The sequence below is a fragment of the Bacillus sp. S3 genome (genome assembly GCF_005154805.1).
GTDB lineage: Bacteria > Bacillota > Bacilli > Bacillales > Cytobacillaceae > Neobacillus.
The window spans coordinates 4,287,542-4,314,429 of sequence record NZ_CP039727.1 but is presented as its reverse complement, the minus strand read 5'-3'; the positions used below and the strand labels follow the sequence as shown (position 1 = coordinate 4,314,429).

At 43.2% G+C, this 26,888-nt stretch carries 20 protein-coding genes; 12 read left to right on the top strand and 8 right to left on the bottom strand.

Annotation, left to right across the window (positions count from 1 at the left end; genetic code table 11):
• Positions 1-160: 160 nt before the first annotated feature.
• From FAY30_RS20920 to FAY30_RS20890, 7 genes are all read left to right on the top strand, one after another.
• Positions 161-463, top strand: a complete 303-nt coding sequence (locus tag FAY30_RS20920) for a WXG100 family type VII secretion target (RefSeq protein WP_149871680.1) — start codon at positions 161-163, stop codon at positions 461-463.
• A gap of 58 nt (positions 464-521) precedes the next feature.
• Positions 522-824, top strand: coding sequence for a pore-forming ESAT-6 family protein (locus FAY30_RS20915; RefSeq protein WP_149871679.1), 303 nt, complete (start codon positions 522-524; stop codon positions 822-824).
• Positions 825-908: 84 nt separating this feature from the next.
• Positions 909-2,180: a DUF6382 and FHA domain-containing protein gene (locus tag FAY30_RS20910; protein WP_149871678.1), complete on the top strand. Its 1,272-nt coding sequence runs from the start codon at positions 909-911 to the stop codon at positions 2,178-2,180.
• A 184-nt stretch (positions 2,181-2,364) separates the two neighbouring features.
• Positions 2,365-3,153 carry a PP2C family protein-serine/threonine phosphatase gene (locus tag FAY30_RS20905; RefSeq protein WP_149871677.1) on the top strand — a complete coding sequence of 263 codons (789 nt, stop codon included), beginning with the start codon at positions 2,365-2,367 and terminating at the stop codon, positions 3,151-3,153.
• Entirely contained in the window at positions 3,150-5,105 is a 1,956-nt protein-coding gene (locus tag FAY30_RS20900; protein WP_149871676.1) for a serine/threonine-protein kinase, read from the top strand. The genes FAY30_RS20905 and FAY30_RS20900 overlap by 4 nt, the downstream gene beginning before the upstream one ends.
• Position 5,106: 1 nt before the next feature.
• On the top strand, positions 5,107-5,715 hold the full coding sequence (locus FAY30_RS20895) for a hypothetical protein (protein WP_149871675.1): 609 nt from the start codon (positions 5,107-5,109) through the stop codon (positions 5,713-5,715).
• A gap of 15 nt (positions 5,716-5,730) precedes the next feature.
• Positions 5,731-10,194, top strand: coding sequence for an Ig-like domain repeat protein (locus FAY30_RS20890; protein WP_190284712.1), 4,464 nt, complete (start codon positions 5,731-5,733; stop codon positions 10,192-10,194).
• Between the two features lie 80 nt (positions 10,195-10,274).
• On the opposite strand, the gene FAY30_RS20885 is transcribed toward FAY30_RS20890, so the two are convergent.
• The 5 genes from FAY30_RS20885 to FAY30_RS20865 all read right to left on the bottom strand — a co-directional run bounded on the left by FAY30_RS20885 (position 10,275) and on the right by FAY30_RS20865 (position 18,125).
• Positions 10,275-11,789, bottom strand: coding sequence for a vWA domain-containing protein (locus tag FAY30_RS20885; RefSeq protein WP_149871673.1), 1,515 nt, complete (start codon positions 11,787-11,789; stop codon positions 10,275-10,277).
• A gap of 205 nt (positions 11,790-11,994) precedes the next feature.
• On the bottom strand, positions 11,995-13,800 hold the full coding sequence (locus FAY30_RS20880) for a GAP1-N2 domain-containing protein (RefSeq protein WP_149871672.1): 1,806 nt from the start codon (positions 13,798-13,800) through the stop codon (positions 11,995-11,997).
• Entirely contained in the window at positions 13,797-15,065 is a 1,269-nt protein-coding gene (locus FAY30_RS20875) for a TRAFAC clade GTPase domain-containing protein (protein WP_149871671.1), read from the bottom strand. Before FAY30_RS20875 ends, FAY30_RS20880 begins: the two co-directional genes overlap by 4 nt.
• Positions 15,066-15,076: 11 nt before the next feature.
• Positions 15,077-15,715 (bottom strand): hypothetical protein, encoded by a 639-nt coding sequence (locus FAY30_RS20870; protein WP_149871670.1) that lies wholly within the window; start codon positions 15,713-15,715, stop codon positions 15,077-15,079.
• Positions 15,716-15,770: 55 nt separating this feature from the next.
• Positions 15,771-18,125, bottom strand: coding sequence for a hypothetical protein (locus FAY30_RS20865; RefSeq protein ID WP_149871669.1), 2,355 nt, complete (start codon positions 18,123-18,125; stop codon positions 15,771-15,773).
• Here FAY30_RS20865 and FAY30_RS27285 point away from each other — a divergent pair.
• Positions 18,104-18,262 (top strand): hypothetical protein, encoded by a 159-nt coding sequence (locus FAY30_RS27285; protein WP_190284711.1) that lies wholly within the window; start codon positions 18,104-18,106, stop codon positions 18,260-18,262. The genes FAY30_RS20865 and FAY30_RS27285 overlap by 22 nt on opposite strands.
• Here FAY30_RS27285 and FAY30_RS20860 read toward each other — a convergent pair.
• Together FAY30_RS20860 and FAY30_RS20855 are read right to left on the bottom strand one after the other, a co-directional pair.
• Entirely contained in the window at positions 18,231-21,623 is a 3,393-nt protein-coding gene (locus FAY30_RS20860; RefSeq protein ID WP_149871668.1) for a tubulin-like doman-containing protein, read from the bottom strand. The two genes, FAY30_RS27285 and FAY30_RS20860, sit on opposite strands and share 32 nt — an antisense overlap.
• A 56-nt stretch (positions 21,624-21,679) precedes the next feature.
• Positions 21,680-23,467, bottom strand: a complete 1,788-nt coding sequence (locus FAY30_RS20855) for a vWA domain-containing protein (protein ID WP_149871667.1) — start codon at positions 23,465-23,467, stop codon at positions 21,680-21,682.
• Between the two features lie 147 nt (positions 23,468-23,614).
• Between FAY30_RS20855 and FAY30_RS27280 the strand changes: the two genes are divergently transcribed.
• Genes FAY30_RS27280 through FAY30_RS20845 form a run of 3 tightly spaced genes read left to right on the top strand, consistent with a single transcriptional unit; the run spans position 23,615 to position 25,101 of the window.
• A complete protein-coding gene (locus FAY30_RS27280) occupies positions 23,615-23,764 on the top strand; it encodes a hypothetical protein (RefSeq protein ID WP_190284710.1) in 150 nt (49 codons plus the stop codon).
• Positions 23,757-24,716 carry a hypothetical protein gene (locus tag FAY30_RS20850; protein ID WP_149871666.1) on the top strand — a complete coding sequence of 320 codons (960 nt, stop codon included), beginning with the start codon at positions 23,757-23,759 and terminating at the stop codon, positions 24,714-24,716. Before FAY30_RS27280 ends, FAY30_RS20850 begins: the two co-directional genes overlap by 8 nt.
• Positions 24,709-25,101 (top strand): hypothetical protein, encoded by a 393-nt coding sequence (locus FAY30_RS20845; RefSeq protein WP_149871665.1) that lies wholly within the window; start codon positions 24,709-24,711, stop codon positions 25,099-25,101. The genes FAY30_RS20850 and FAY30_RS20845 overlap by 8 nt, the downstream gene beginning before the upstream one ends.
• 39 nt (positions 25,102-25,140) lie before the next feature.
• Here FAY30_RS20845 and FAY30_RS20840 read toward each other — a convergent pair whose 3' ends face one another.
• Positions 25,141-25,443, bottom strand: coding sequence for a DUF4359 domain-containing protein (locus FAY30_RS20840; RefSeq protein WP_149871664.1), 303 nt, complete (start codon positions 25,441-25,443; stop codon positions 25,141-25,143).
• A 312-nt stretch (positions 25,444-25,755) separates the two neighbouring features.
• On the opposite strand from FAY30_RS20840, the gene FAY30_RS20835 reads away from it, so the two are divergent.
• Positions 25,756-26,661: a CPBP family intramembrane glutamic endopeptidase gene (locus tag FAY30_RS20835; protein WP_190284709.1), complete on the top strand. Its 906-nt coding sequence runs from the start codon at positions 25,756-25,758 to the stop codon at positions 26,659-26,661.
• The last annotated feature ends 227 nt before the right edge of the window (positions 26,662-26,888 follow it).

Genomic DNA, 26,888 nt, shown 5'->3' with positions numbered 1-26,888 from the left:
GCTCTAGGCCATACGCCGCTGACCAGGGCGCATGCGCTTTTCTTAGCCGAAAGGAAAGTATAACTTTCCTTTCAGGCATAAGTGCAACTACGCCTCTGTCTTCGCCCTAACGGGCTAGCCAATCGGCGAGTTTTCTTTATTTGAAAGGAGGTGAAACAAAATGGCTAGATCAATTATGGTAGATCCTGCGAAGCTTGAAAAAGCGGCAACAAGCATTGATCAACAGGCAGCTGATTATGAGAGACTCTATAAATCTTTGTTTACAGAGGTTGAGGCGATGGGTGCTGCATGGCAAGGGGCCGATAATCTTGCCTACGTAAACCAAATTAAAGGCTTCACGGATGATTTCATGAAGATGAAGACAAAGATGGATGAGTTTTCTCATTTCCTCAAAACTTCGGCAAAAACATATCGCGACACGCAAAATGAGGTTATTAGCGGTGCAAAGCGATTATCGAACTAATTTATCCTTTTCTGCAACGGTGTAGGGAAATGAATAGTGAAAACAGGGGGTGTATACAATGACGATCGAAGGAGTTAAAATTTCGCTTGGTGAAGTCAGTAAAACGGCCAGCCAAATCAGAAATTTAAACAACAACTTGTATGTGAGATTACAAGATATTAAAAAAGAAATGAATGCACTGTCGCAAACATGGAATAGTGATGCGTCCAACACAATTCGTGCGAATTTCAATACGTTTTCTGCCAGATTTGATACCTATCGTGATGTAGTGGAAAGCTACTCCAAATTTTTGGATGTGACGGTCACTAATTATGATGCAACAGAAGCAGCGATTAACAATAATGCAAGTCAATTTAAGTAATCGCTAAACCCTCGGAAGGGCAGTCGCAGCTTCGCGAACTGTCCTTCCAAGACATTGTAATCCAACAGAAGGGATCGGACAGCCTTGATCAAACAAATTGATTTAAATTTGGAGAATTGCCGTGAATATTTATTTTTTAAGGTGAACAGCGATGTAGAAGTGGCAAGGAATGAAATTGGCTTGCTGGAAAATAGTCAAGTCTTCGGTTTGTTGTCTATGGTTGTCATCGAAAAAGAGAAAGATATTTTTTTTAGATATGATTTATCTTCATGGGAAAATATTAAGCCATTGTTTTTTAAAGGATTTTCAAAGGAACGATTATACAAATTTCTAATACATATAGCCGAAACCATGATTCATTCAAAAAAAATAGGTCTGCAGCTTAACAATATCATTTCTGATAAAAGACATATCTATATTGATCCATTATCAGGAAGACCGTTATTTTTCTACTTGCCGATTAAAGATAATCGCTATGAGACCTGCACGGTAAAGGAGTTTTTATTGAGTTTGCTGTGGATGGCGCCGTATGACGAGGATGATGATTTACACTTCTTTATGGCCATTCATAATTATCTCGTTCGTGCGGAAGAAATTGATCTGCAGGATTTTAAGGGGAAATTAGAAATGTTTGCCCATATCAATGAATCGGTGGGGTTGATCCCGCAGCAAAATAACGTACCTAAACAGGTACATGAAAAAGCTGCTTCTAAAAAGCCGGCTAAAAAAAGTCTGAGTTTTTACAGCCCTGGGAATGCTGAAGTTCTTCTTGAAGATCAAAATGAGGTCATGTCAACCAATCATAAAAGTGTGAGGATGGATAAACAAACAGGCCAGAAGCTTGAAATTGAGGAAGAAATTCAGTACAAGAGGGTGACAAGAACAGAGCTCGGGGAAAATGATGCATCATTTGAAGCGGCTGCCACGATTGCGGGAACACAAATTAATATTGTTCCAGGCAATAATGGAAAGGGGATTGCCGTCGAAATTGATTATCAGGATGAAGGAACAACGGTTTTAGGTGTGGCCGATTTAGGAACCACCACCTTGGGGCCTTCCAATCCGATGCCTTTCTTACTTGCCCTCACTAATCATGAGAAAATCGTGATTTCCAAAGAGGTATTTAAACTTGGCCGCGATGCAAAAAATGTCGATTATACATCCTCCAATAAAGCGGTTGGTCGTGTCCATGCCCAGATTCTGACGGAGGACGGCGAATACTTTTTAAAGGATAACCGCTCGACGAACGGAAGCTTTGTGAACGATATTAAGCTTGCCAAGAATGAAAAGGTCAAAATCAGACACGACGACAGAATCACACTGGCAAACGAAGAATTTGTATTCAAGATGTTTTAATAATTAGCTGTATTAAGAGCCATGGTGATTGGTGCGGAAGGCGCAAGACTCCTGCGGGAGTAGCGGGACAGGTGAGACCCCACAGGCGCTTTAGCGCCGAGGAGGCTCACCGCCCGCCCCGCGGAAAGCGACGTGCCTGGAGCTCCAATCACGGGTAACACTTAGTAAGAAAGGCGGTGTGTGCATGTCTTTTCAAGTTGCTTACCATACTGACGCAGGCATTAAAAAGAAAACCAATCAAGATGCTTTGCTGCTTAAATCAGCCAAGACACCAAAGGGCCGTATCGGCCTGTTCATCGTTTGTGACGGAATGGGCGGGCTTACGCAAGGAGAATTGGCAAGTGCAACCGTGATTAGAGGGATGTCTGACTGGTTTGAAACGGAACTGCCAAAAATCATTCTTTCCGGCCATGAGCAGGTCGAGACAGAAATCAGACAGCAATTAGCAGCCTATGTAAAGGGGCTTAATCGAAAAATCTTGGAGTATGGGGAAACGGCAAGCCTGAAGCTGGGGACAACCATCACCGCTTTATTGATTGTGAATACCAAGTATTTTCTTTTGCATGTGGGCGATAGCAGAGCCTACCAGATTCACAAGGATCTTCTTCAACTAACGAAAGATCAAACGCTGGTGGCTAGGGAGCTTGAACGCGGCAATATTACTGAGGAACAGGCAAAAGTCGACCCGCGCCGCAATGTCCTGCTGCAATGTGTCGGGGCATCCCCGGGCTTGGACCCTGTCATAACCGATGGTGAGGTGAAAGACGGGGATTTGTTCATGCTGTGTACGGATGGATTTTACCATGAAATCAGTGAGGACGAAATATTTACCCGCTTAAATCCGGACCATCTATCCGGTGAGGAGCAGATGAAGGAGACGGTCACAGGCCTTGTTGAACTGGTGAAGAAACGCAAGGAAACCGATAATATCACTGTTTTAATAACGAAAGTAACAGCAGGTGATGCGCCTTGATTAAAATCGGCACCATTATTGATGAACGCTATGAAATTTTGAAAGAAATCGGCCGCGGCGGAATGAGTATTGTCTACCTCGCCATGGATAACAGGCTCAAGAAATCGCTCGTCGTCAAGGATATCCGCAAGCGGGCAAACAAGGACGACGATTTGCTTGTCAACAGTCTTGTCGTTGAGGCGAATATGCTCAAAAGATTAGACCATGGCGCCTTACCGCGGATCTATGATGTCATTGACCGCCAAGGCGAGATTTATGTAGTAATGGATTATATTGAAGGTGAATCGCTGAAGGAGAAGCTGAAGCGTGAAAATACAGCTTCCGCGCTTGAGGTGATTGATTGGGCGAGGCAGTTAAGTGATGTGCTTGGCTACCTACATACACGAAAGCCAAATCCGATTATTTATCGCGATATGAAGCCAGATAATATCATGCTGACTCCCGAGGGGAAAATTAAGCTGATTGACTTCGGAATCGCCAGGGAGTTTAAGACAGAGAATTCTACCGATACCACAAATCTGGGGACAAAAGGGTATGCAGCCCCAGAACAGATATCCGGCAAGCAAACAGATGCGAGAACGGATATTTATAGTTTAGGTGTGACCCTTTACCATTTGGTGACGGGAAAAACCTTGAATGACCCGCCATATGAATTAAGGCCGATTCGCACCTGGAATTCGGCGCTGCCAGAAGGTCTTGAGCATATTATTACAAAATGTACTGCGGCTGAACCGGATGACCGATATCAAAGCTGTGAAGAGCTGAGCTATGATCTTCTGAATATCAACAAATTAACACAGGGATATAAACGAAAGCTTTGGAAAAAATTTGTGGTATTCTTGATCCCGGCCGTACTGTTCCTTGGATTTGCAACGACTTCTGTCATGGGTTATAAAGGGATGAAAAATGAACAGCTGCAAGATTATATGAGTTTAATCAACGAGGCTAACGGCTATATCCAAAATGGCCAGGATCGGGATGCCATTAAACTTTTTGAACAGGCGATTAAGCTCGATAAAGGCAGGGCAATGGCCTTTAATAACTTACTAGATTTGTATATTCAAAGCGGCGAAGCGGATAAGGGCCTATCGAATATTGAACGATATATCGATGAGGGGTATGGCAATATTGATAAAAATAGTGAGGTTCTGTTTAAAGTTGGGATGACCTATTTTGATGTGGAAAAGGACTATTTCCGGGCGCAAGAATTTTTTAATAAGGTTGATCAAGAAGTCAAACCTGAAGTAGAGTACTACAAGTCATTAGCGTTGACGATGGGAAGTTTAAACATCGACTATAAAAAGTTTGCCAAAGAATTGGATGAATTTGAAAAATACAATGATAAAACCCGCAATGATGCGAAAAAAATTGATAATTACAATTCGTTAGCGAATATTTACCTGTCGTATAAAGCACAAATCCCTGATGCCAATACGAAGGCGATTCAATTAATTACCAAGTCAAAAGATGTCCTCATCAAATTGGATGATGACTTTTTAGCCGATAAATATGTGAAGGACTTTGAACTGAAATTAGCACAAGCTTATTACAGTAAGGGAATCAATTCCAAAGATAAAACAACTGCAATTTATGATTATGAGGAAGCAATCCGCCATTATACCAATCTCCTTGGAGGCAGCGAGGAAATTAAGCAAGAAGAGTACATGCTGAAAATCGGGACAATCTATGAGGAAATGGACAAGCGCGAGCGGGCTGCCGAACAATTCGAGCTGACCATCAAGCAGTTTCCCTCCAGTCTCACTGCTTATTCAAAACTAGGAAACTTACTGCTTGATATGGAGCAAGCGAAGGAAGAGTCACTTCGGAATTATGCTGCAGCGTTAAGGGTGTACGAGAAGGCATCACAATTAAAAGATGCGGCTAAGGATGAGAGTTTTATCAAACTGACAAGAAGGTACACTAATTTGAATTTGGTAGGGCAGGGGGGATAATGTGGAATATCAAACAATCTTTTATGGCGGCTTAGCCGGAGCCATCCTCTCGCTTATTTTCTCTATTATTCTGTATATTAAATTAAATATTTCAGAGGTAATAGAGGATTTAACAGGATTTAGTTTCCACAAATGGGCCAAAAAGCTGCAAGGTCATTCCCGCTCTAAACAAGTTCAGCACAATAAGCCCATCACAAGGGAAATCCAGCCGCGCCGCGATGTCGAATTAGAAGTGGCAGTCTCGGGCAGCGTTGCGGCGACAGAGCTTTTGACGGCAGAAGAGGCATCTGCCGCTTCAGTTGACTCTACTGAACTGCTGGGAGTAGAATCCGGTACCAGCGATTCTACTGAATTATTAGGAGTGGAGCCAACCACCAGTGATTCTACTGAACTATTAGAAGTGAAATTCGGCGCCGGCGAACAAGACGAAACAGAGCTTTTAGCGGAACATGCAGCAGCAACAGAGTTATTATCTGCGGAGACTGGCGACGAGACGGTGTTGTTAAATGATGTGTTGGAGGAGACTACTGTGTTAACGGGGCCTGCTTCTGACAGTAAATTTTTGAAAGAACTAGACGTGGTCATCGTACAAACGAATGACACCATATAGAAGGAGATAATGAGGATGGGAGAACTAATCAATAAAAGCTATAAACATAATAAATGGCTAGTATGGACTAGCTTTACCATCATCCTGCTGCTCTTTGTCCTGTTTTTTACGAGCCATGTATTATCGCAAAACGAGACGAGCAGATATATCAAGTTTAATAATAAAACTTGGGATATGGATAAAGATCCGAAGCCGGAATGGTATACGAACCAAAAGGACAACGTGACGTTTACAGTTGATCTGAAAGAAGATTATCAAAACTATCTTAGCTCCATTGAAAAGCCTGATGAAGCAGGAACAGAAGATCCGGCATCAGAACCTGCCGCCGAACCGGCTCCAGAACCGGCACCGGCCGATGTGGAGCAGCCCTTTAGCATAAACGCATCTTACGATGGAAAAGGCGCAAATGCCATAAAGGTGAGCAAAATTCTTGATGCAGCGGCACAGTTTCATGGCGAGTATAAAGTAGAGATTACGTTCCCTTCCAAAGGTGACAGCCAGTTAGACGTGGCCATGGATTTTGCTAAAAATTCATGGGGGTTTACTGCAAAGCCGGCAGCGTTCAGCATTAAAAGAGATACGGTTAACCCTAAGATTACCCTTTCTGGGATCAATAAATCAGTCTACACCGATAAAGACGGCCTTGTCGTCTTGTATCTAGAAGTGGAGGAAGAGAATTTTTCTCAAGATGCTGTATCCGTCCTCGTAGTTCTCGATGAGGAGGGGGAAGGGGAGCAAGCGGAAATTACATGGGATAAAACAAATCACCGCTTGGGCCGTGTTATTTTCCCTCATTCTGGTAAATATGATGTAACAGCATTCCTCCACGATCAAGCCGGGAATGAAAGTGAGAAGAAAAAGGTTTCCTTTACTATCAATAAAGGCGAGCCAAAAATGTCAGGCTTCGACCATGATGGTTTCTATCATCAAGATGTGACCGTTAAGTTTGAGGATGACGGAGCGATTACCAAGGCAACAGCCAACCTGGTCAGAACACATAATGGGGAGAGCTTTGATCATGTCGTTGATTTTACCCCAAAACGATTTGGTTTTTTTAAACGCTTTGCCAACTTGACACTGACCGAGGAAGGGCATTACGAAGGAACGGCAACCATTACCGATAACCAAGGGGTGGAGTTCACCTATCCAGTGTCGTTTACAATTGATAAAAGCGCACCGGCCATTGTGGTGACAGGTGTCGAACATAATCAGAAATATAAAGAAAAGAAAACAGTTGACATCAGTCTGACGGATGACAGGCAATTAAATGTTGAGACCACTGTCATGACGCTGGCTAAAAAGTCGATTGGCGGGAAAACAGAAGCTATCACCATAACGCCAAGCTTTGCCGCTGACAACAAAACGGCATCATTTAAGCAAGAGGTGGAGGATGGAATCTATGAATTGACGATTGTAACCAGCGATATTGCCGGCAATAAGACCGCTCAAAAAGTCCAATTCACCATCGACAGCCAAAAGCCAGTGCTGGAAGTCTCTGCAGGCGGAAAAACGATCAAGGATCAGCTGTACGTTGATAACGGAAGTTTGTCTGTTAAGGCCGCTGATTTAACATTGGATATGAGCAAAACACTGCTAATGTTAAATCAAAAGGCTATGGCACTGAAAACTGATGAATCGCGGACCATTGCCACATTGAAGAATAATGTCACCCTGGAGGACGGGGATTATGAGCTTTCCTTCAACTCGGTGGACGGGTTGGAAAATAGTGATTCCATCGGACCGCTTTCTTTTGTGGTTGACTCAAAGGCTCCGGAAGTATCGCTAACAGGGATTGAGCCCGCTTCGTTTGTAAAAAACGGAACAGTAACAATTCAAGTTAAGGAAAAGAATTACCAAACCAACAAGGTTACCTATAAAGTAGAAAAACGAGCTGCAGATGGCCAGTTTACTGACTTCCAAGATGACCGATATCCAAAATGGGAAAATACAGGGGAAACTTCAACAGCCGCACTGCCATTTGGTAATAGTGAGAAGGCAGACAGCAGCTATGACGGGGAATACCGTGTGACGGTAACAGTGAAGGATGCGGCAGGACATGAAGTGGCGAAAACAGTAGACTTTACGATTGATGCTACAGCACCTGTAGTGGATACTAGCCTGAGTGCCGACTTTAATGGCAGCCGTTATGGGCAAAAGGGAACCGTGTCCATTCTCGTCAATGAACTTCAGGCAAATTTTGAGATAAACGATGTTAACATTGATGTTAGAAGAAAATCTGGTGGAGACTATATGCCGATCGACAATGTAACGGGAACATGGACCCAGAGTCCGGCAAGTTCCGTCTATACCATTGATTTTGCCCAGGAAGATGAGCAAAACGAAGGCGATTATCAAATTATCATCGATGCCAAGGATAAGGCGGGAAATATCGCGGAACAAAAGTCTATCCTATTTACGATTGACCATACGATTCCGGTCGTAAGCATTGACCCCGTTTTCACGGATAAGCGTTATTTTAATAAAAATACTGATTTTCAGTTTAAAATCAGCGACACAAATCTGCAGTTGACGGGCAATGAATTATCCGTCCTCAAGGATGGAGTTCATTTTTCAAAAGCCGGACAGCTGAAATGGCTGGCGGGAACAACCGATACCGGTGTTGGTGCATATACATTCACCGAGGATGGGGATTATTCCGTTATCCTCGCCTCCACTGATAAAGCAGGCAATGCGGGTGTACAAGAAAAACGGGAGTTCATCATCGACCAAACATCTCCGCAATTAACGATAACGGGCGTAGACACAAAAGCGGCTAATCACAATTATTACCCTGAAGGGAAAACTGTTTATGCTGCTGTTGAAGACCGAAATTTTGCGGCAGAGGATATTGAGCTTACGGTAACAAAGGATGGCAAGGCTATTTCGTTTGGCGGATGGAAGAAGATCTATCAAACAACGAAGGTAACCAAGGTACTTTTAGTAAAATCGCATGTAACGAAAACGTTAGCCGAAGATGGAAACTATACAATTTCTCTAGGCCTGACGGATAAAGCCGGGAACCGTTCGATGATTCCGCCATTTGGCTTTACGATTGACCAGACAAAGCCAACCATTGATATTCAAGGCGTTGACCAAAATGCATTTTATAATATCGATAAAAAAGTGGATGTAACAATCAAGGATAAAAATCTGAAGCTGAACACGATTAAAGTGACAAGAGATGGCAGCAGCTACAACGCCGGAGGCTTCCGTGTCAGCGGTGAAACGGCAGCGCTAAGTCATACGTTTAGCAAGGAAGGAAAGTACGAAATCGTGGTCGAAGCGGTTGACCAGGCGGGCAATAGTTTTAGCCGTTCTGTCGTATTTACGATTGATAAAACGAAACCAGTGATTACACCTAAGTTCAAGGGTGAGAATCGCGTCATCCAAAACGGGCAGTACATTAACAAAATTTTCACGCCGCAATTTGTGCTCGACCAGTCCGAGGATTCGATTGTCTCTGTTACACTAAACGGCGGTGAGGACATTAAAAATCAGATCCCGACAGCGGCGACAGAAATGGAGTACCGTTACCATGTTGCTGCCAAGGATAAAGCAGGCAACGAAGCAACATTGGATATCAGCTTTATATTGGATACGACAAGACCTATATTAGATATTAAAGGGGTCGTGGATGGCTTCTTTAATAAAAATATAACACCGGTTGTTACCTATGATGATAAGCATCTAGATGAAAACAGGTCAACAGTTACCCTAAATAACCAGCCTTTCAATAAGAAACAAAAGCTTGATGATGAAAGGGATTATGTATTAAAAGCGGCCATTTACGATAAGGCGGACAATGTTCATGCAAGAACGGTTGTCTTTACGATTGATAAATCGGCGCCTGTGATTAGTTTTAAAGAGCCAATCACTGATCGATATTTTAATAAGAATCTTATTCCTGATTTGCTGATTAAAGATATGAGTGACTATGATATTATTTCCCTGACTTTAGATGGAGAGCCATACACGATTGGGGCTCCAATCGAAACGGAAGGGAAGCATGTTCTTTACTTTGAAGTCAAGGATAAGGCAGGAAATATTAAACAGTTGAGTGTCGAATTTATTATTGATAAAACGAAGCCAAAAGTCGTGTACGAGGGTGTTAAGAAAAACAAGAAGTACTACGAAGCAGTAACAGTCGGAATCCGTCTGGAACATCCAGAGGATACGATAACATCTATCACAGTGAATGGCGAGTCATTTTCTGGTGAGGCGATGACAAAAGATGGCGCCCAAGTGATAAAAACGACGCTAAAAGAAATCAAACCGTATGAAATTAAGGTAGTCGCATCAGATAAGGCAGGAAACGAAAGTACCTCGACGATTCCATTCGAAATTGTCGAAAAGAGTGCGCTCGTTAAAGTTTACGAAAACAAACCACTCTTTGCCGGAAGCATCGCAGCAGGAGTGCTTCTCTTAACAGCGGCCGGGGCCTTCATTTTCAGACGCAGGAAAGTTGTAAAAGCCGAATAGGGTAAGAAAAAGCAGCTAAAAAGCGATGGATGTCTATTTTGATTAATAGAGTCCATCGCTTTTATATTTGAACATTTCTTTTAACTGACATTTGCAATATAAATGGATTTGTTTACATCAGCTAATCTAATCCGCATCTTGTCATTGCGTCTTAACCTGTGACCGGATTCAGCATCAATCGTGACATCGCCCATTTCTATTTGGACCTTTGTTGTATTAATAAACAGTAAGGTATTGTCTGTGATCGGAACAAAGGTGATGTGATCCGTGGCTTTGAATTCCGGCTCAAGCGAGAACAACTGATTGAGACAGAATTCTCCTTTAAATGCTTTTAACTTCTTAATCTGTGGATTTGTCCATTCCCCTGTCGACTCATCCTTAATTTCAATAATCAGCTGACCGCTAAACCCGAACCTGCTTTTCTTGCGTTTTGCCATAATTGAGATGATCACTGCTAGTAGAAAGACTCCTGCCACAGCGATGGCAAGATACAGCCATGGGAAAGGCTGCCATTCTTCCGCTGGGTTTTTATCTGCCGCTAATGGTGCAGGATCTGCCGGGTCACCTGCTTTAGCTTCTTGCACGAGCGGGGTATTTTTTAATGGTAAATCATTGTTAAAGACGAGTTTGATTTCTACTTTATCTTCTGGGTACCCCTTGACCTTAAGTATCCAATCCCCTTGGGCAGGGGCCATTAATTTTAACACGGAGTAGTTCTTGGATGTGGTCAGTGGAAACTTTTCGGAAGGAATGGCCTGTTCCTGTCCTTCCGGATCAACTAATTTCAATTCCACCGGCTTGCTTGACACAAGCGAGATGTTTGCTTCTAATACGTTTTCGTTCGGAATGGTGATTTTTATATCTTGAAATTCTTCCTTTGCGACAACATCATGGATTGGGACGACTTTTAATTTCAAATGATCGGCAAAAATCTCACTTAAAATTCCCGGAAGATCATTGGCATTGCTTGTCTCAAAAAATTTCCCGGTTGTGCTCGCGGCAATCGTTCGGAGTAAATCCTTGTTCAGCTTGCCATCAGCATTTAACCCAATTACATAAATCGGGTAACCCTTAGATTTGGCATCAGCCACTGCTTTTTCAGCTTGCTCGTCGGCTTCCTTGGCTGTTTTACCCTTGGATTTGTCGGGGTCATTGTTGCCATCTGCCAGCAAGACAATTAATGGAGAATATTCCTTTTCGTGGCTGGCATCTAAGGATTTTACTGCCTCCGTCAGTCCAACAGACATATCGGTATAAGGATCATATCCTAATCCATCAATAAACGCTTTTATCCCTTGTTTATCCTGTTCTGATTGGATTTTGACGATGTCCTTTTTGGCAAGAACATCATTCCCGTAGGCAATGACACCAATTTTATCCCCCTTAACGGATGACATATCCACAAACATTTTCATCGCTTCATTGCTAATTTTATTTGGGTCACTGAAAAGCATAGATTTACTGATATCAACGACCATTACCGCCTCAATTCTCGAAGAAACATATTCAGGTTCTACCGCATGAACATGAACAGGCCCGATGATCCAGAAAAGAAAGGCAGCTGCTGCTAAACTATTAATCCATTTCTTTACCATCTATCTACACCCCCACTGGCATACAGCTTCTAAATGTTACTTTCTATTTATAACGATATTTCGTTCGTTATATAATACTGTTTTACCACCTAAAGCAAATATAAACGAACAATATTATCGACATAATTTTTGGTAGAAAAATGAGCATCCCATAAGGAATGCTCGAGATTACATTTAAGAGAACATAATCCTGCTTCGATTACCGTTAAAGGGAAGCTTTAATTTTTTTAAAGAATTTAACCACAGGGCTGGCCGTTTCCGCTTCTACTTCCTTTAGCAGTTGGTTAAGGCCGGTAAGGCTGATGGATTGTAATTCTTTTCGGAGCGTTTTATCTTCCCAAATCGACTGTGGATGACTAATAAGATAATTTCTTAATGGCCCCCTGTATTCGAGTTCCATGTCAACGAGCATAGCGTTTTCAATAATAAAGGACAGCAGCGTTTTGTTATTGTGATGTTTGATTACGTAATCTAATACAGCTTGATAATCAACAGTGTCATCCTCCGTTCCAAAAGCGACTAGTAAAAGCGGAAATTGATCTGGGGATAGATTGTTTCGCAGTCCCTTTTGAAGGAACTCCCTAACCTGATATCGTGCTGCTAACGTTAACGGTTTTAAGTTGATGAAACCGGCTTGTGAGGGAGAGGTGAGCAACTGGTATAGGGCATGGAGGCATGCATGGATATCCCGAGCCTTCCCCTCTGGCAGGTAAGGTTCATGTCGAAAAACTTCACCAAACAGCATGATGTCCTGAAAGGTCAATTCCTTCAAATCAATCGAACGCAATAAGGCCGCCTTAGAATGTTCTAGCAAACCTGGGATGGAGCTAAGTTCCTGAAGAAGTTCCTCTGCCCGTACGGCTAGCTTCAACCGTTCTTTCAGGTATAACTCGAGCAGGGCATCATCCTTTAATAGATTCAAAAAAAGCTCAGCCAAAGCCGATTTCTTATTATAATCCGTCTGTAAAAATATCCGTAAGCTTTGCAAAAGTTCTAGTTTATTTTCTTTATATAAGGAGAAATCATTATTGTGTATGATCAGGTACATGGCCGTCAGCTGATCATAGCTTGCCGGTTCTAGCTTTTGCTCGTCTGCGAGTCCGGACAGTGCCATTTCCGCAAACGCAAAAAAATCATTGGCGTGCCTGGATTCAGAAAAATGGTGAAAGGCATGATTTACAAATGTATGGTGCTCAGCAATTACATCTGCTCCGGAAATTCGGTCCATCGCAAATTCAAAAATGTATTGGTTCTTCAAGAAGCGATTCTCCACGGGCAGGGTTCCCGGTTCATAAAACACCACATGGATGCCATTTTTCGCCTCTGGCTTACTGGTAAACGTAAGTGAACCTAATTTACGGCGGTACTCATAGGGGAGATATTGAAAAATCAGCTCCAGCAACCTTAGGGCGGATTTCGAATACTCTTCAATCGGCACATCCAACGAGATAAACACCTTTCTCTTCCCGCTAATAGAAGCCATGACGGCATATAGCACCTGTTTGAAATGTTCCTCCGAAATCTTTAAGGAGGTCAGAATTTCATTTTGGTTAAAAGAAATATCCCTGACAGCATAATCTACGGCATCCATTTGTGGGAGGACCTTGCCGCGTCCAGAATTATAGGAAGTTTGAAAGCCGTTCATATGAAACAACTTCTCCGGCTGCTTCAGCCATTCATCTTTAAGCGAATTTGGAATAATAAAATGGTGGATGAAATATGTACTGCGCTGACCAGTAAAATCAGCCGGGACAAAGACAGCCTGGCCGATGACCAGTTCACCGCTTTCCGGCTGAAAGAATGTCACGGCCTTGGGGTACCGGTCTGCATCTTTTTCTCCGCGTTCCGTTAATGTTTTTGGTGGATGATACAGACAGAACGGATGCAATATTTTTTTCACAAAGCCATGATCAAGACCTTCGGAAATGGCAATGGTGTCATATCCGTCAGTGGCGTGAAAGATGCCGCCGCGTTCGCGTGTATAAAGCTGCTGCTCGATTTTTTCACTCACTGACTCGTTCTCCCTTCAATATACCCCAGTTTATAAAGCAGCCATATAAACGGTTCATCGACGCGGACCGGACTAATAATGCCGTTGACCTGCTGGTCGACAGGATTACTGCCGAGGGCTGACACAGCAAAATAGGAGGTATTCTTAAAATACACTTCGAGGGCATTCACAAACGGCGTATCGACTTTTACTAAAAACCTCCTTATTTCTTCGTTGATATTTTGATATTCAGCCAAATCGAGGCAACCGCGATGGGAGACATGGCGGAAAATGTTACTATTCGTGCGAACGTATTCCCCGTCATCGTGTTTTAAGGCATGCAGGAGATCACTTTTTGTTAATACCACTGCAGTAGGGATCTCTGTTTTGCTATTTTCAAGATGGGCAATAAAATCACCGAACAGGGAAACGACTACCTCACGCGGCTCATCACCTTGGCTAACGATTTTTCCCGGTCTTTCGCCCAATTGGTGAATCAGTTTTTCGCGAATCATCCGGATTTGCATCGGGTCCACCAGGAACAGAATGGCTGCGGAATTTTTAATATGGGCCGCATGAAGCTTAAGGTAATCTGGGTCTGTCATTCCTTCGCCGGCCACATCGAAAAAGACGAGCGTAAGCGGCGCTTTGTCTTCATTTCTAAAGATAAATTGAAAAATAAACGGCTCCTGCCGATTGGTTTTATCTGTTGATTGTAAGAGAGTTCCATGTTCAAATAAAGGAATTTCATAGCTGCTTCGGAAGCGTCTGCTAATCTCAGTATCCAGCGGAATACATGCAGCATCAAAATTGTTGGCTGTTACGTGCTGCAACGTATGAATCAAGGAGGTCATATATACTGATTTCCCGACAGATGTAGCGCCGACAATGGACAAAATATTACTTGGGTGCCTTCCGGCTGTGACGGGAAGGTCGTTATGACAGAAGGGGCAGAGTCGATTTCGGGTCACCATCGCATATTTATCGGAAACCCCCATTAAAATACCATCCGTGTATAGCTTATTTTCATCAAGGACACGTGAAGGGTCGATTACAGCCTCAATATCATAGATCGGTGCCAGTCCAAATTTTCCACGGTAGTGATTTAATAATTCATCCTCCTGAAGCGCAAGATCCTCATCATCATCAATGTGGTGGGCTGCACGAAAAACGACATCCTCATGGTGAAATTTTGCAAAACAGTACGGACAGACAATATCATAAAAGCGTAACCGTTCCTTTGCCGGCTGCCTTTTATCAAAGATTCGTTTTAATAATGCGAACATATCACTGCCCCCTATTGCGGTATCAGCTCATACTTTTGTGCTGTATTTTTTCCATTATTAAAAAAGATGGCAAGAAACTCATTTTTTTCAATTTCGATTTCCGGCAATACTGTTTTTCCGGCAGAGAAGCCGCGAACAAATGGATAGACGGTGCCATCCTCAGGGGAACCCGGCAAGCCGCCGCTTTTTTTCACATAGACGAGCAGCTCTTTATCAAGTGGAAGTTCGCTGTGAATCGTCATCCTTACCTTTTTCCGTACCTGAAAGAGTTTCTGCTTATAGGCGATGGAGAAATAAATCTTTGCTCTTGAGCCGTTGATATACACAAGATTGTTTTCATTTTGTTGAGAGAAAACAATCAGTCCGCCTTCCCGCTTTTGGCAGGGGAAGATCTGGCAGGCAGTCCGGCCAATGGTATCTAATTTGCTGACATATCCCAGATTGCCTTTATATTCCTCACGGGTGTACAGCTTTACGTCATTTTCCCGGAGTTCGCTGATCGGCTTTACTCCATCAGCAGAAGTTTGATAAATATAGACAAAGTCAATCTCCTTAGGCCAGTGCCAACTTAAATGGACTTCTGAATCATGAATGGTCTTTTTTATATTCCTTATTTCAAAATGTGGGGAAGTAATTGGTTCCCAATTCACAGGTTATCACTCTCACTCTCGAATAAAATACGCTGGGGGAGAGACCAAGAAATCCTTAAACAGATGTTTTCACCAGATCGATGTGAAATTCAAAGTCATTGCTGCAATAGGCATCGTAGTATTTTTCACCGTTCCGAACGTACATAAGATCTTTTAGACGAAAACCTCCCATTAGGCTAAGTTTTTCAATGCCGCTCGATTTCCTTTCGTGGACACAGCCGACCTTCCATTGCCTTGTTTCAAGTTCTTTCTCTAACGCAAACCGGATGAACTTGCTGTAGAAATCACCGAAGAAGTATTTTTCCTCGTAGCGGTGTTCTTGGGTGTAATTAAACACCTTGATCTGAATGGCTGTGTTATCCTGTAACCGGAGATATAATCGCTTAAACAAATCTTCTTTCGAGAGAATTTCACGGTTTTCATACCTCGTCATCACATTGGCCCGTTCTAACAATTCATCCTCAAAGCTCCGATGGAACTCCTCTTGTGTCAGCACTTCAAGATGGCATACCTGGAGGAGCCTTTTCATAACGGTCTCCGGGTTTCCGCTTTCGAGCAGTGAAGGAAGGCTCCCGAAAAATCGCTGATCCGAAAAAAAGAAAGGACCCCTTTTTTCCTTTAGCTTTGCTGTAATTTTCCTAATCACGGCGGCATAATATTCGGCAATATTTTGATCTAAATAATCATCAGAATGATCTAGACTTCCGGGGGCTGATTGTTTCAACCATGCTTCAACCTGGCCAATAATCTCTATTTTTGTCTGTAACTTGTGGTGATGCTCCTGAAGCACCTTTCTGTATTGCTGTAAAATCTTCTTTTTAACCTTCAGCTTCAGGATTTCGTACTTTGCTCCATAAATGGTCTCGAAGAAGCAGCGCACAAAGCTGTTAAAATTTTTTTTGTCCGAAAACGGCAGATAGCTTTTTTTATAGGCTAACTGCTCGACAGGCTGCTGATAGAATTGCGTAAGCAGTGCTTCTTTCTCCAGTAAGTCCTGTTTTGCCGCCCGCTCGAGCCGATCAATCTCATGCAGGACATTTATTTCGCTTCCGGGTTGGCCAGCAGTCCATAAATAGGCACAAAATAAGCCGTATTGTTCATGATGAATAATATTTTCGTAGAGACAGCGTTCAATATGGCTACTTAGGTCCAGTACTTGTAAATGCTCAAGGGTCGGCAATTCAATGTTGTGATAAAAGAAGGATTGGGCACCGTCTTCAAATAGAAACGCTTCCGCATCGCTTACTGTCATGTTCTTAATGGTTTGATAGGAAGAGGAGCCGCCCATCAAGGCATTCATATCCTCCAGCTTTTCGGCAGGGGGAAGGAATTGGCGAAAATAGGATTGAAAATGGGTTTGTGACAGTTCAACTAAATCGAGCACTGTTTCCCGCTTTTCCGCGGCCCGCATCCTCAATGAATTGACCAGCTCAGTAAACACACATTGGGCAGTATGGAGGGCAATGGCTTTATTTGGACGTGTTACTTTCGCCAATCCAGCTGAAGCATAAACCGGCTCTTGTGAATTCCCTTTGATTCCCCGTTTAAAGTCTTGATGATGATAGCTGTCCATTTTTTCATGATAATCGCTGATCATTTTACGATTTTTTAACAGATTGAGATTGCTGATAATTTCCATGTTTTGCTTCATAGCAGTGCTGGAAATCAAGCCCTCCTCATTTTTATCACTTAATAAATAAACCAAATCAAAGAGTGGGGAGGGCGGGTGCTTTACTGGCAGCCGAAGGTGATCCTCTGTCAGTTGGAGATCCTTTACAAAGCTGTATTGGCCCTGCTGATAGCCATCGAGTTCTTTTAAAAAACTAATCCCCAGTGCGGTGGAGTAGGCAAAATGGTGGCCATCCTGTTTTTCCTTTAACAAGCCATATAAATCGACCTCCACAATAAGAAACGATTCTTGGAGAATGCTTTTTAACAGCAATGTGAATTCTTGGATCAGGATCGTTGCGGGATCTTCAATTGCCGTCACCACACAAAGATTTACTTTTTTAAGAGAAGAATATTCCTTCCCGTACTGAGCCAGTTTCGCTGCAAGCGTTCGAAACGTCTTATTTAATTCAATCAGGAGGCTTTCATCGCGAAAAAAGGCTTCGTACATGGCCCTCCGCCTTGTCTTGCGGTCAAACTCCTCTTTCGGAAGCTGAAAGGAAAGAACATTATTATTTTTGATGGTGTCGGTTTGATAGGTGTGAAGGTATACCACACCCGAACTGTTTTGCCATTTTTCCTGATTAATGGCGATCATCGTTTGCAAGGCATCCGTCACCCGATCGCCCAAGAATAAAAAGACAATCGGGTGGTTGATCCTGCGCTGTTCTTTTTCCGAAAGGCTGATTTTTTCCACTTGGGACGAAAAGGTGCTGGCATATGTTTGTAAAAGCTCATTCAAAACCGATTCCCCCTATTGAACCGCTGATTGTCGCCAGTTATGCGCTGATTGTCGCCGGTTATGCGCTAATTTTCGCTGGTAAAGCGCTGATTGGCGCAGATCCTCTTATGATTTTAATTGCCGCAGCATCTCCATAACTTTGATCAAAATCTCTTTATAAAAAGCGTACACTTCCTCGCCGTTTGCCAGCTCTTTATAGTCATAATCTAAGGCTTCTTTTTCCTTTTGATAGAGAGAGGCCATTTCTTCTAAGGCGAAAATGAGCTGCGCGGCACTTTCTTGCTGGATGAGTTCATTGCTGCGCTGCTCTGATTTCTTGTCGAGCTGCGCCCTCTGCTTTGGAGGAAGCTCCCTATATACTTGATAGATTTCGTAATCAACAAACCGCGTCGTTTTCGTCAGGTTTACGAACGGCTCCCACGCATCTTCCTCCAGCTCCTTATCATAGACATAAAGGGCGCCGCGCTTTTTAATCGTTCTCGTATAAATAGCCTGAATGAACTGATTTATCTCTGCCTCCTTGTCTTTCCGTAAGGCAATAGCCTGTTCAATTTCGGCTGTTTTTCCGTGAATGAATCGATATTTCCGCACCTCTGCTTTGACCTTTTCAATCAGTTTAGGGGAACGGATGAAGTTTTCCTTTGCCATATCAGCGTTTGTACTGCCAAAAATATCGCTTGAACCGGCAGCAGTCATCCCGCTGGTCAGCAGGTCCTGCAGTTGCCGCAGCAAGAGCTTTAAGTTCCCAAGACTCGCTTTCTCTATTCTTTTCGGATCAACCTCATGCCGGGAAAAGAGTGCTGCTATATTCACGTCCTTTGTAAAATGGCACTGAAACCGTGCACTCGTATTGCGTTCGTCATTCTTCATGGTGATACACCCAAGCTTTCTGCCCTGGTCAAACAAGGCGCGGATCCCGGCATTGTATTGTTTCACACGTTCGTTTTTGTACGTATCCCCCCATGATTTTTCCGGAATCGGTGAAGGGAGGTAGACCCAATTCTCCTTCTCTGTTTGCACGAGATGGCGTCCGACCCCTTCTTTTTCGAGTATTGTTTTTTCATAGGCAGCCTCATAGAGGGAGAGCGGCGAGTAGGCAAATAATGGAATCCCATTTTTCGTATTTAACCAGAAGATACGGTTTTTCAGCTCACTTTCTTTAATCGTGAAGCGTGAATGGCTAAGTGAGTGGCGCTCGAAATTTTTGATCCCGTTGAAAATATTCGGTGCCTTTACAGGAACAGAGACAAAGCCCCATTGCGGAAAGTGCAGCGATCCCGTGCTGTTGGCAAGGTGGAAGACCGGTAAGGCATCACGGTCGAGGCGGGCGGCAATCTTATCTTCAATAATTTTATCGATGGGGAGGTCCTCGCCATATTTTAGCCGTAAAAAGTCCTCCATTGACTTGGTAATCAATTCTCCAAATTGATCGCTTAGGAATTCAGAAACTGTGCCAACGACATCAAGGTCCGTTTCCTTTACCCAATTGGAGGATTTTTCAAGCAGCATTTCTGCCCATTGCTGTACCAATAATTCGCCATCCTTTGACTCAAATAAGTGCTGAATTTCGCGGCCAATATCTGAGACGCTGACAAGGTGCCAATAATAAGCGGTATCATGGTCATGACTCATGTCCTCACCATCAACAAGGAGACGGGCATTCTTTTCAAAAATCCCCTTCAACGTTTCAAGAATTTCTTTATAAACCTCATATATTTTGTTGTTCTCTTGAGAAATAAGCTGGTAAACATCTTCATAGAGTTCAATCATTTCTTCGCTGCGGGCCTTTTCCGCCCGCAAATCAAATTCAGCTAGCTTCGCCTCGATATAGGCATTTTTCTTGCGGTCCTTTCCCATAAAGGCCCCGCGTGCTTCCTCCTGCTTGCTAATGGCATGCTCCTGTTCGGAGAGAATAGCTTTTGGCAGTCGCTCTAAGCGGTTGCGAAGTCCTTCTATATAGGCCTGTAATGTTTTTAACAGGCAGAAGCCATCGGTGGAGTAAAGCAAACGTGAGGCAAAAATAGGCCCCTTTTTCGGCAGCAGGAAATAGCGCTCCAGCTGGCGGTTGATTTCCACAATGATTTCCCCTGGGAGCTGTTTCCTGCATTTGCGGTATTGTTCCTTTGCTTTTAGCAAAAAATCACACTCTAACTCCTCATCAAGATGGATGACAGGTGTCTTAATCACATGATTGTAGGAGTACCGGTCGCTGTTTTTATAACCTGACAGCGGGTCAGGCACACGTTCGTTAAAGCGCTGGTGGATCGAATCCGGGTCAAGCCGCAGTTTTTCTAAAAATTGCTCTACTTCTGATTGATCTGGCTCTGCATCAAACATCTTGTTCATTTTTCTAAACAGCTTATAGCCGATGTAAGTGGTCATTTCCTCCAGCGGAATTTCTGCCATCGAGGCCCCAATAATGTTGTATTGGTAGTTGGCGGCGTAGGGCTTTGGCATTTGCGCGATATTGGTGCGGATGTTGCTTATATAGTCGTGGATGGCAAATTCTTCGCCGGATTTCTTTTCTTCACTGGCCATAAAGTTGCTGATATTTTCAGCGGTCACATTCATGCAGTAATCATAGGCATTTTCAAGCCATTTCCCTTCAAGGTTTGTCCCTGAGATCAAATGGCAGAGGTTAAACGGCGGCATGGGGGAGTTGACATCTAAGAGGCTGCCGTACTTCATTTTGTAGCGTTCGTTCCGTTCATCACAATTCATCCAGTAGTCAAGTTCTTTTAAGGCAGCAAAGCCATTTTTCTCAATATATTCGACAGTATGCGAACTCAAGCCGCGTTTGGATAAATTCACGTCAGGGGTAAATAAGTATCCAAGGAGGCTGACTTTATCGACACCGGTCGGACCGAATTTCCGCTCCATGATGCCGCGGGTGATGTAGGCGATATCGAGAAAGCAGCCGCTCCCTGTTCCGCCGGAAAGGCCGGTTAAGATAAAGACATATAATCGTTTGCCTGTGCCCTCCAGCACGGCTTCAATTTTTCTTTCAATCGTTTGTACGACTTGGTTGATTTTTGTAAACAAGAGCAGCCTGCCGGCCTGGCGGACGCCGGATGCGCCGCTGATTCCGTCTGCAATTAACAGCTCCGGTGACAGCCACTCTTTGATGTATGGCTCAAGCGTGCTGCGATTTTGCAGAAGGCCGCCGATTTCCGGGTTGGAAAGCAGGACAAATTCCTTGTTCGGATCAAGGCCAATGCCCTTGTAATTCTTATTGCGGTCATATTCATTCGTTTCAAACGCCAGAAATTCAATGTTATTCGGCTTTTCCTTCTTCTTCTTCGATAAGGGATCCTGCGGCAGCTTAAAGCGCCTGTTCACCTGGTACTTCAGCCTTAACAGAGCATCAATCCCCGTACCTCCAAGGCCGATCACCAGCATCGGATTATCAATCGTATCCACACGGATCTTCTCCGAAATAATCCCCCCGCCAAGCGACACATCCAACTGCTGAATATGCTCTCTCACACTAGCTTTCACACAAAATACCTCCTCGGTAAATTAAAGTAAAAAAATACCAATTGGTGCCTGACACCCTATCCAATATACTCAACGTAGATAGATTTATTTGTTTTTTTCGGGATGATGCGCAGGCGGTCGTTCCGTTTTATGATTAGGCCTTTTTTGGCGTCGATGGCACGGCTGCTTTTTTCGATGATGCAGTTGGAGTGGTTGATAAGGAGCAGGGAATCTCCGGCTGCTGGTTTGAACACAATGCCCGCGGTTTCTGTGAATTCCGGGGAAAGGGCAAGCAGTTGGTGGAGATTGAACTTTCTCTTAAAGAGCTTTAATTTCTTGAACTGCGGGCTTAAGCGTTCCCCTGTATCCTCATCCTTTATTTCTACTACCATTTGGCCACTAAACCCGCGGCGCGCCCGTTTCAACCGTGAGAACAGGATAGAAGCGCTCCCTATAAGTAGGATCACGCCAGCTGCACCGCCAGCTGCATACAGCCATGTTAATAATGATTCTTCCTTGTTTTCCTTTTCCTTTGCCTTAACCTTTGCCAAATCAGGCACAGATGCCGTCTGTTTAACTGCAATCCTTTGCGGCGCGGTTTCACGGAAAAAGCTTTGATCTTCCGCTTTCACGATGATTTCATAGTCCGTAGAATCTCCAAGCTTGAGCTGGCCGCTAAACCCGCCACCGCTCCAGTTTAGTGCAAATTCTTCTGTTTTTCCCTTTTCAAGATCTTTCAGATACACCGTCGCATTCATGGATTGATAGATTTCTTGATCGGTAACTTTTGAGCCAGAATCCTCAAAAAAGGCGCTAACGTTAACGATTTCCCCCGCATTAAAGATCTGCTTAGAGGGCGAACCCAGTTTTAGCTTTAAGTCATAGTTAAAAACGAGGCTGATATCAATCTGATCCTTCGGCACGCCCTTGACCTTTAGTGTCCATTCACCTTCAGCCGGCTTTACCAGCTTGATCATCGAATAGGTCCTTGACCGTGAAATCCGAACCTGATTAGAGGGAATCGCTCGTTCCTTTCCGGAAGGATCAAGGAGCTTGAGCTCTATGGGCTGACTTGATATGAACGAAATATTTGCCTCGACAACATTTTCATTTGGCACTGTTATGTTTATAGCTTCAAAATCACCATTGCCGACTGTTTGCTTCACAGGGACAATTTTCAACTTTAAATGGTTCGCAAAAATTTCACTGAGAATCTGTGGAAGCTGATCGGCACTGCTTGCCTCAAAAAATGTGCCCTTCGTGTTCTCTGCCACATTTCGGAGCACCTCCTTATTCAGCGTGACATCAGCGTTTAGGCCGATGGTATAGATCGGATATCCCTTCGCTTTCGCATTCGCAACGGCTTTCTTCAGATCGCCCTTGGCTTCGGCAAGCGTTTTTGCCTTTTTCGGATCCAAATCATCATTCCCATCAGCCAACAGCACAATCAGCGGAACATAATCCTGTTCATGGCTCGCATCGAGTACCTTAACTGCTTCCATTACGCCTGTGGATAAATCGGTATAAGTGTATGTTCCAATAGAGTCAATAAACTCCTTCAAATCCACTTTGTCCTCTTCAGTAAGGATTTTAACGAGCGCCTTTTCACGCATCACTGCATCGGAGTAGGCAATGGCGCCAATTTTATCACCGTTTAGTGAGGCCATATCAATAAACATCTTCATCGCCTCATGGCTAATGTTATTCGGGTCGCTGCTCTTCATGGAATTACTGACATCCAAAACAAGCATTCCTTCTATCCGGGAAGTGGAATGCAACGGAGCTGCAGCGCGTACACTTATATTACTAAAGCCGTAAAGCAAGAACCCAATCGCTATCAAACTACTAAGCCATTTTCTTGACAACTGTGTGCACCTCCACTGACAGTTTCCTTTGGCAAAAGACTTGGCTTACCGTTGCTGATAGTATATTCCCAAGCAGTACTCCCTAGAATGACAAAAATAGTCCTATCAAAGGATGTAAATAAAATTTACTTCACCAGGAGGGTGTTCATGTACGTTATCATCTTTACTAGTATTCTCGTTTTAACACTAATTACGAAGATCTATAAACTTTTGAAAAATAAACGCTGTGTCGGCGATTACAAGGATTTAGATGACGAATTAGTCATCTTGCTGAGTGAGAGTGATTCGATTGACTAAACAGGCTGGCCGGAAGCTTGAGAAATTACAAACGAAGTATCAATTTCAGAAGCTCAAAATGTGCAAGAAATGCAGCTGTTATTCTGTTTTAAACATCGGGAAGTGTCTCTCATGCGGCACGGGTCTCATTGGAATTGAGCGCCTTTGCAAATCCATTTTACGAAAACGAATCACGACAGGTACTATTCGAGTGCTGCTCGTTGTCTGCCTTGGCATCCTAAACGCCCCGACTATTAACATCTTGCATTATACGGTTACTGCGGGAATCATCTATTGGATCGCCGATCTTGGCCTGACCGCCTTCTTCCAAAAAAGTGAGTATTACCATCAAATGAAAAAACTGCTTCGTACTGACTTCCGGACGATCCAAGCTGGAATTGTGTCCGACAGTAAACTTGCCAAAACAGATTTCCAAGAGGGGAGGCTTGCCGCCGCCTACGAGAAACTCCGGGAAATAAGCAAGTTGGATTATAGCGACAGGGTCAAGATTCGCTGTGTAAAGGTGTTAAACGAAATGGTGTTAAGAAGTGAGATGGAGCTTGAATTGGAAGGGTTTATTCCCTCTTCATATGATAAGAATTTTACGAAATATGCACTGGAGGTGGCGAAAATCAACCGCGCACTGGTGACGAAAAAGTGTATTGCCTACTTTATTCACTACCGTGATGCGATTATCATTGATTTTGGGATGGACTCATTCTTAACTATTGCAAGTTCGACACTGCGAATGAAGCTCTACATTCTCGAGTTTTCGGCATTTATCGAGGAATTTCTTGACTATTTTCCAAAGGAGAGAATCTTACGATTGTGCCATATCATCCATGCCAATCCAAATGTGAATTGGGGAAGCCTTAAGGAGGCAACGCTGCAATTGGTTACGCAGAAATATCGCTGCGATCCAGATTTCAGCCGTTTTGTAAGCAGTAGGGAAAGGGTTCTTGGTCATGTATAAAAAAGTAAATCGATCATGGACGATTTCCCTGCTGCTGTTTGTCATCCTTCTTGGCCTTGTCGTCGGAAAAGTTTTCCTCGCCCATGAAAAAACCGCCACCTATAAGGAGGCGATGATATTGTTTCAGTCGGGTGATGGAATCGCCGCAGAAAAAAAGCTGTTGGCCGCAAAACGAAATCCAGCTGTTTCAGATAATGATCAAGAAATCGACAGGAAACTGGCAGATCTTGCCGACATTCAGGAGAAGAGCCAAGAAGTGAATAGAAAAACCACTGGGGATCAGGGAGAAGACATTCTTGATCAACTGGTTGATACCTACAGCAACTGGCACGCGAACGTAAAAAAAAGGCTAACAGACATTATCAGTACCGCCCTTACCAGATAAAGGCGGTACTGACGTTGTACCCAACTCATATAACCTCTCTTATTTCCCAAAACTAGACAACGGTATAAATCGATTAAATACTCCAATAGTCGTTACTTTGCCCATCCCGATATCGGTAAAGTCCGTTTTGTAGATGGAGAAAACAACATAATCGGACTTGGTGGTGCCCGCATCAAAGATTGATTTCCCGGCAACGGAGAGAATCCCCTTCTTTAACAGATTTGACGATTGGTCCATTGTTTTGTGATTAATCCAATCGATATATTCCGCGCGTTCAGGATTGGTAGCTGATAAGACAAAAATAATAAAAATAGACAGAACGATAGATCCCAGACGTTTCATGTTTCAAACTCCTATCATAATGATGGCTAGTACATTTATATGCCAGTCACAGTTTAAAAATCACCAGGATGATTGAATGGAAAAAAGTAAAAACATTTTGGTGATACTTTCCTTTTAATATGTTAAATTATTTCTATTATTATCACTTGCTAGTTTCACTAAACATAGCTTTACAAATAAATATAAAGGAGACAAAATCTGTGAAGAGAAAATGGAAGTGGGTGCTGGGCTGTTTCCTTTTCCTGCTTTTTTTAAATGGGTTTGGAATCCTGGCAGTTACTTTGTTTAGGTAGGGAGGCAGGGAAGACGCGAATGACAACAAACTTAACAAAACCGATCTCGATAAAGTTGCTTTTTGCCATGCTCGTCGTGACTATTGGGGCTGAGATTCTCCTCTATTTTACGCGGTATACCTATATGGCAAGTACCCTTTATGATGCCATAATGGTGTCATCCTTTTTTATCGGCTGGAAACTGCACCGGCGGCTCCATAGTCCCGCAGATCAACCGAAAACAAAACGGCAGATTACCCTTCAATTCACGGGTGCCTTTCTGATTTTCTTTCTTGGCAGCACGGTCAATAATCTATTTTCAACCTATGCATTTCAAGACTTTAGCACGAATTATGACCACTATGTTCAAAACCATACGGAAATGCAAATGGCAGTGGAGGAAGATACAGGGGATCCCGAGGGGCATGATGCCATTTGGACCTTTTTCGAAAAAGTAGATACGATTGGCTATGACCTATATACGGATACACTTGCAGGATTGGAAGAGGTATGGCGGCTTGCTTACATAATTCTTCTGCTTGTTCTCTTTAAAAAAGCTTTTCCGAGGAGGTGGGAGAGCGGGCGCAGAGATCTTTTCCTCATCAGCGCGCTGTTTCTCACATCAATTCTTTTTGGGATTGATCACACATTGGACTCGGAGCAGTCCTGGTCGATTCGAATTGGAGCGATCGTTACCTTTGCTAACATGGGATTGCTATTGGGAGTCATCCTCTTATGGACACGAAACCTTTGGGTGACTGTCCTCGTTCACTCAATTTACGATATCACCGCGACATTCTCATGGTACTATATCGATTATGCCGTTGAACTCTTTGTACTCACTGTCTTGATTGCCCACTTGATCCTTTTAACTCTGGAAAAATTAAATCAAAGACGCTTAAAGCAGAAGCTGGAAGCTGTAGAAATGGTGCGGGCGGCTGAATAAAATATGTAAGAGGGCTCATAAGAATACATTATGAACCTTTTTTTTATTTGATTGCATTCATCCAAATATGAGTTAATTTTACACTATAGTAAATTTAATGTAAAAGTTGTTATATTTTGTAGAGTAATAGTCTTTTTTATACTAGAATAGGTGGTATACGACAAATGTCGTTACAGGGTGTAAAGGATTAAAGTTTCATATTTAAGTTGTTTTACTTGAAAGCGCAT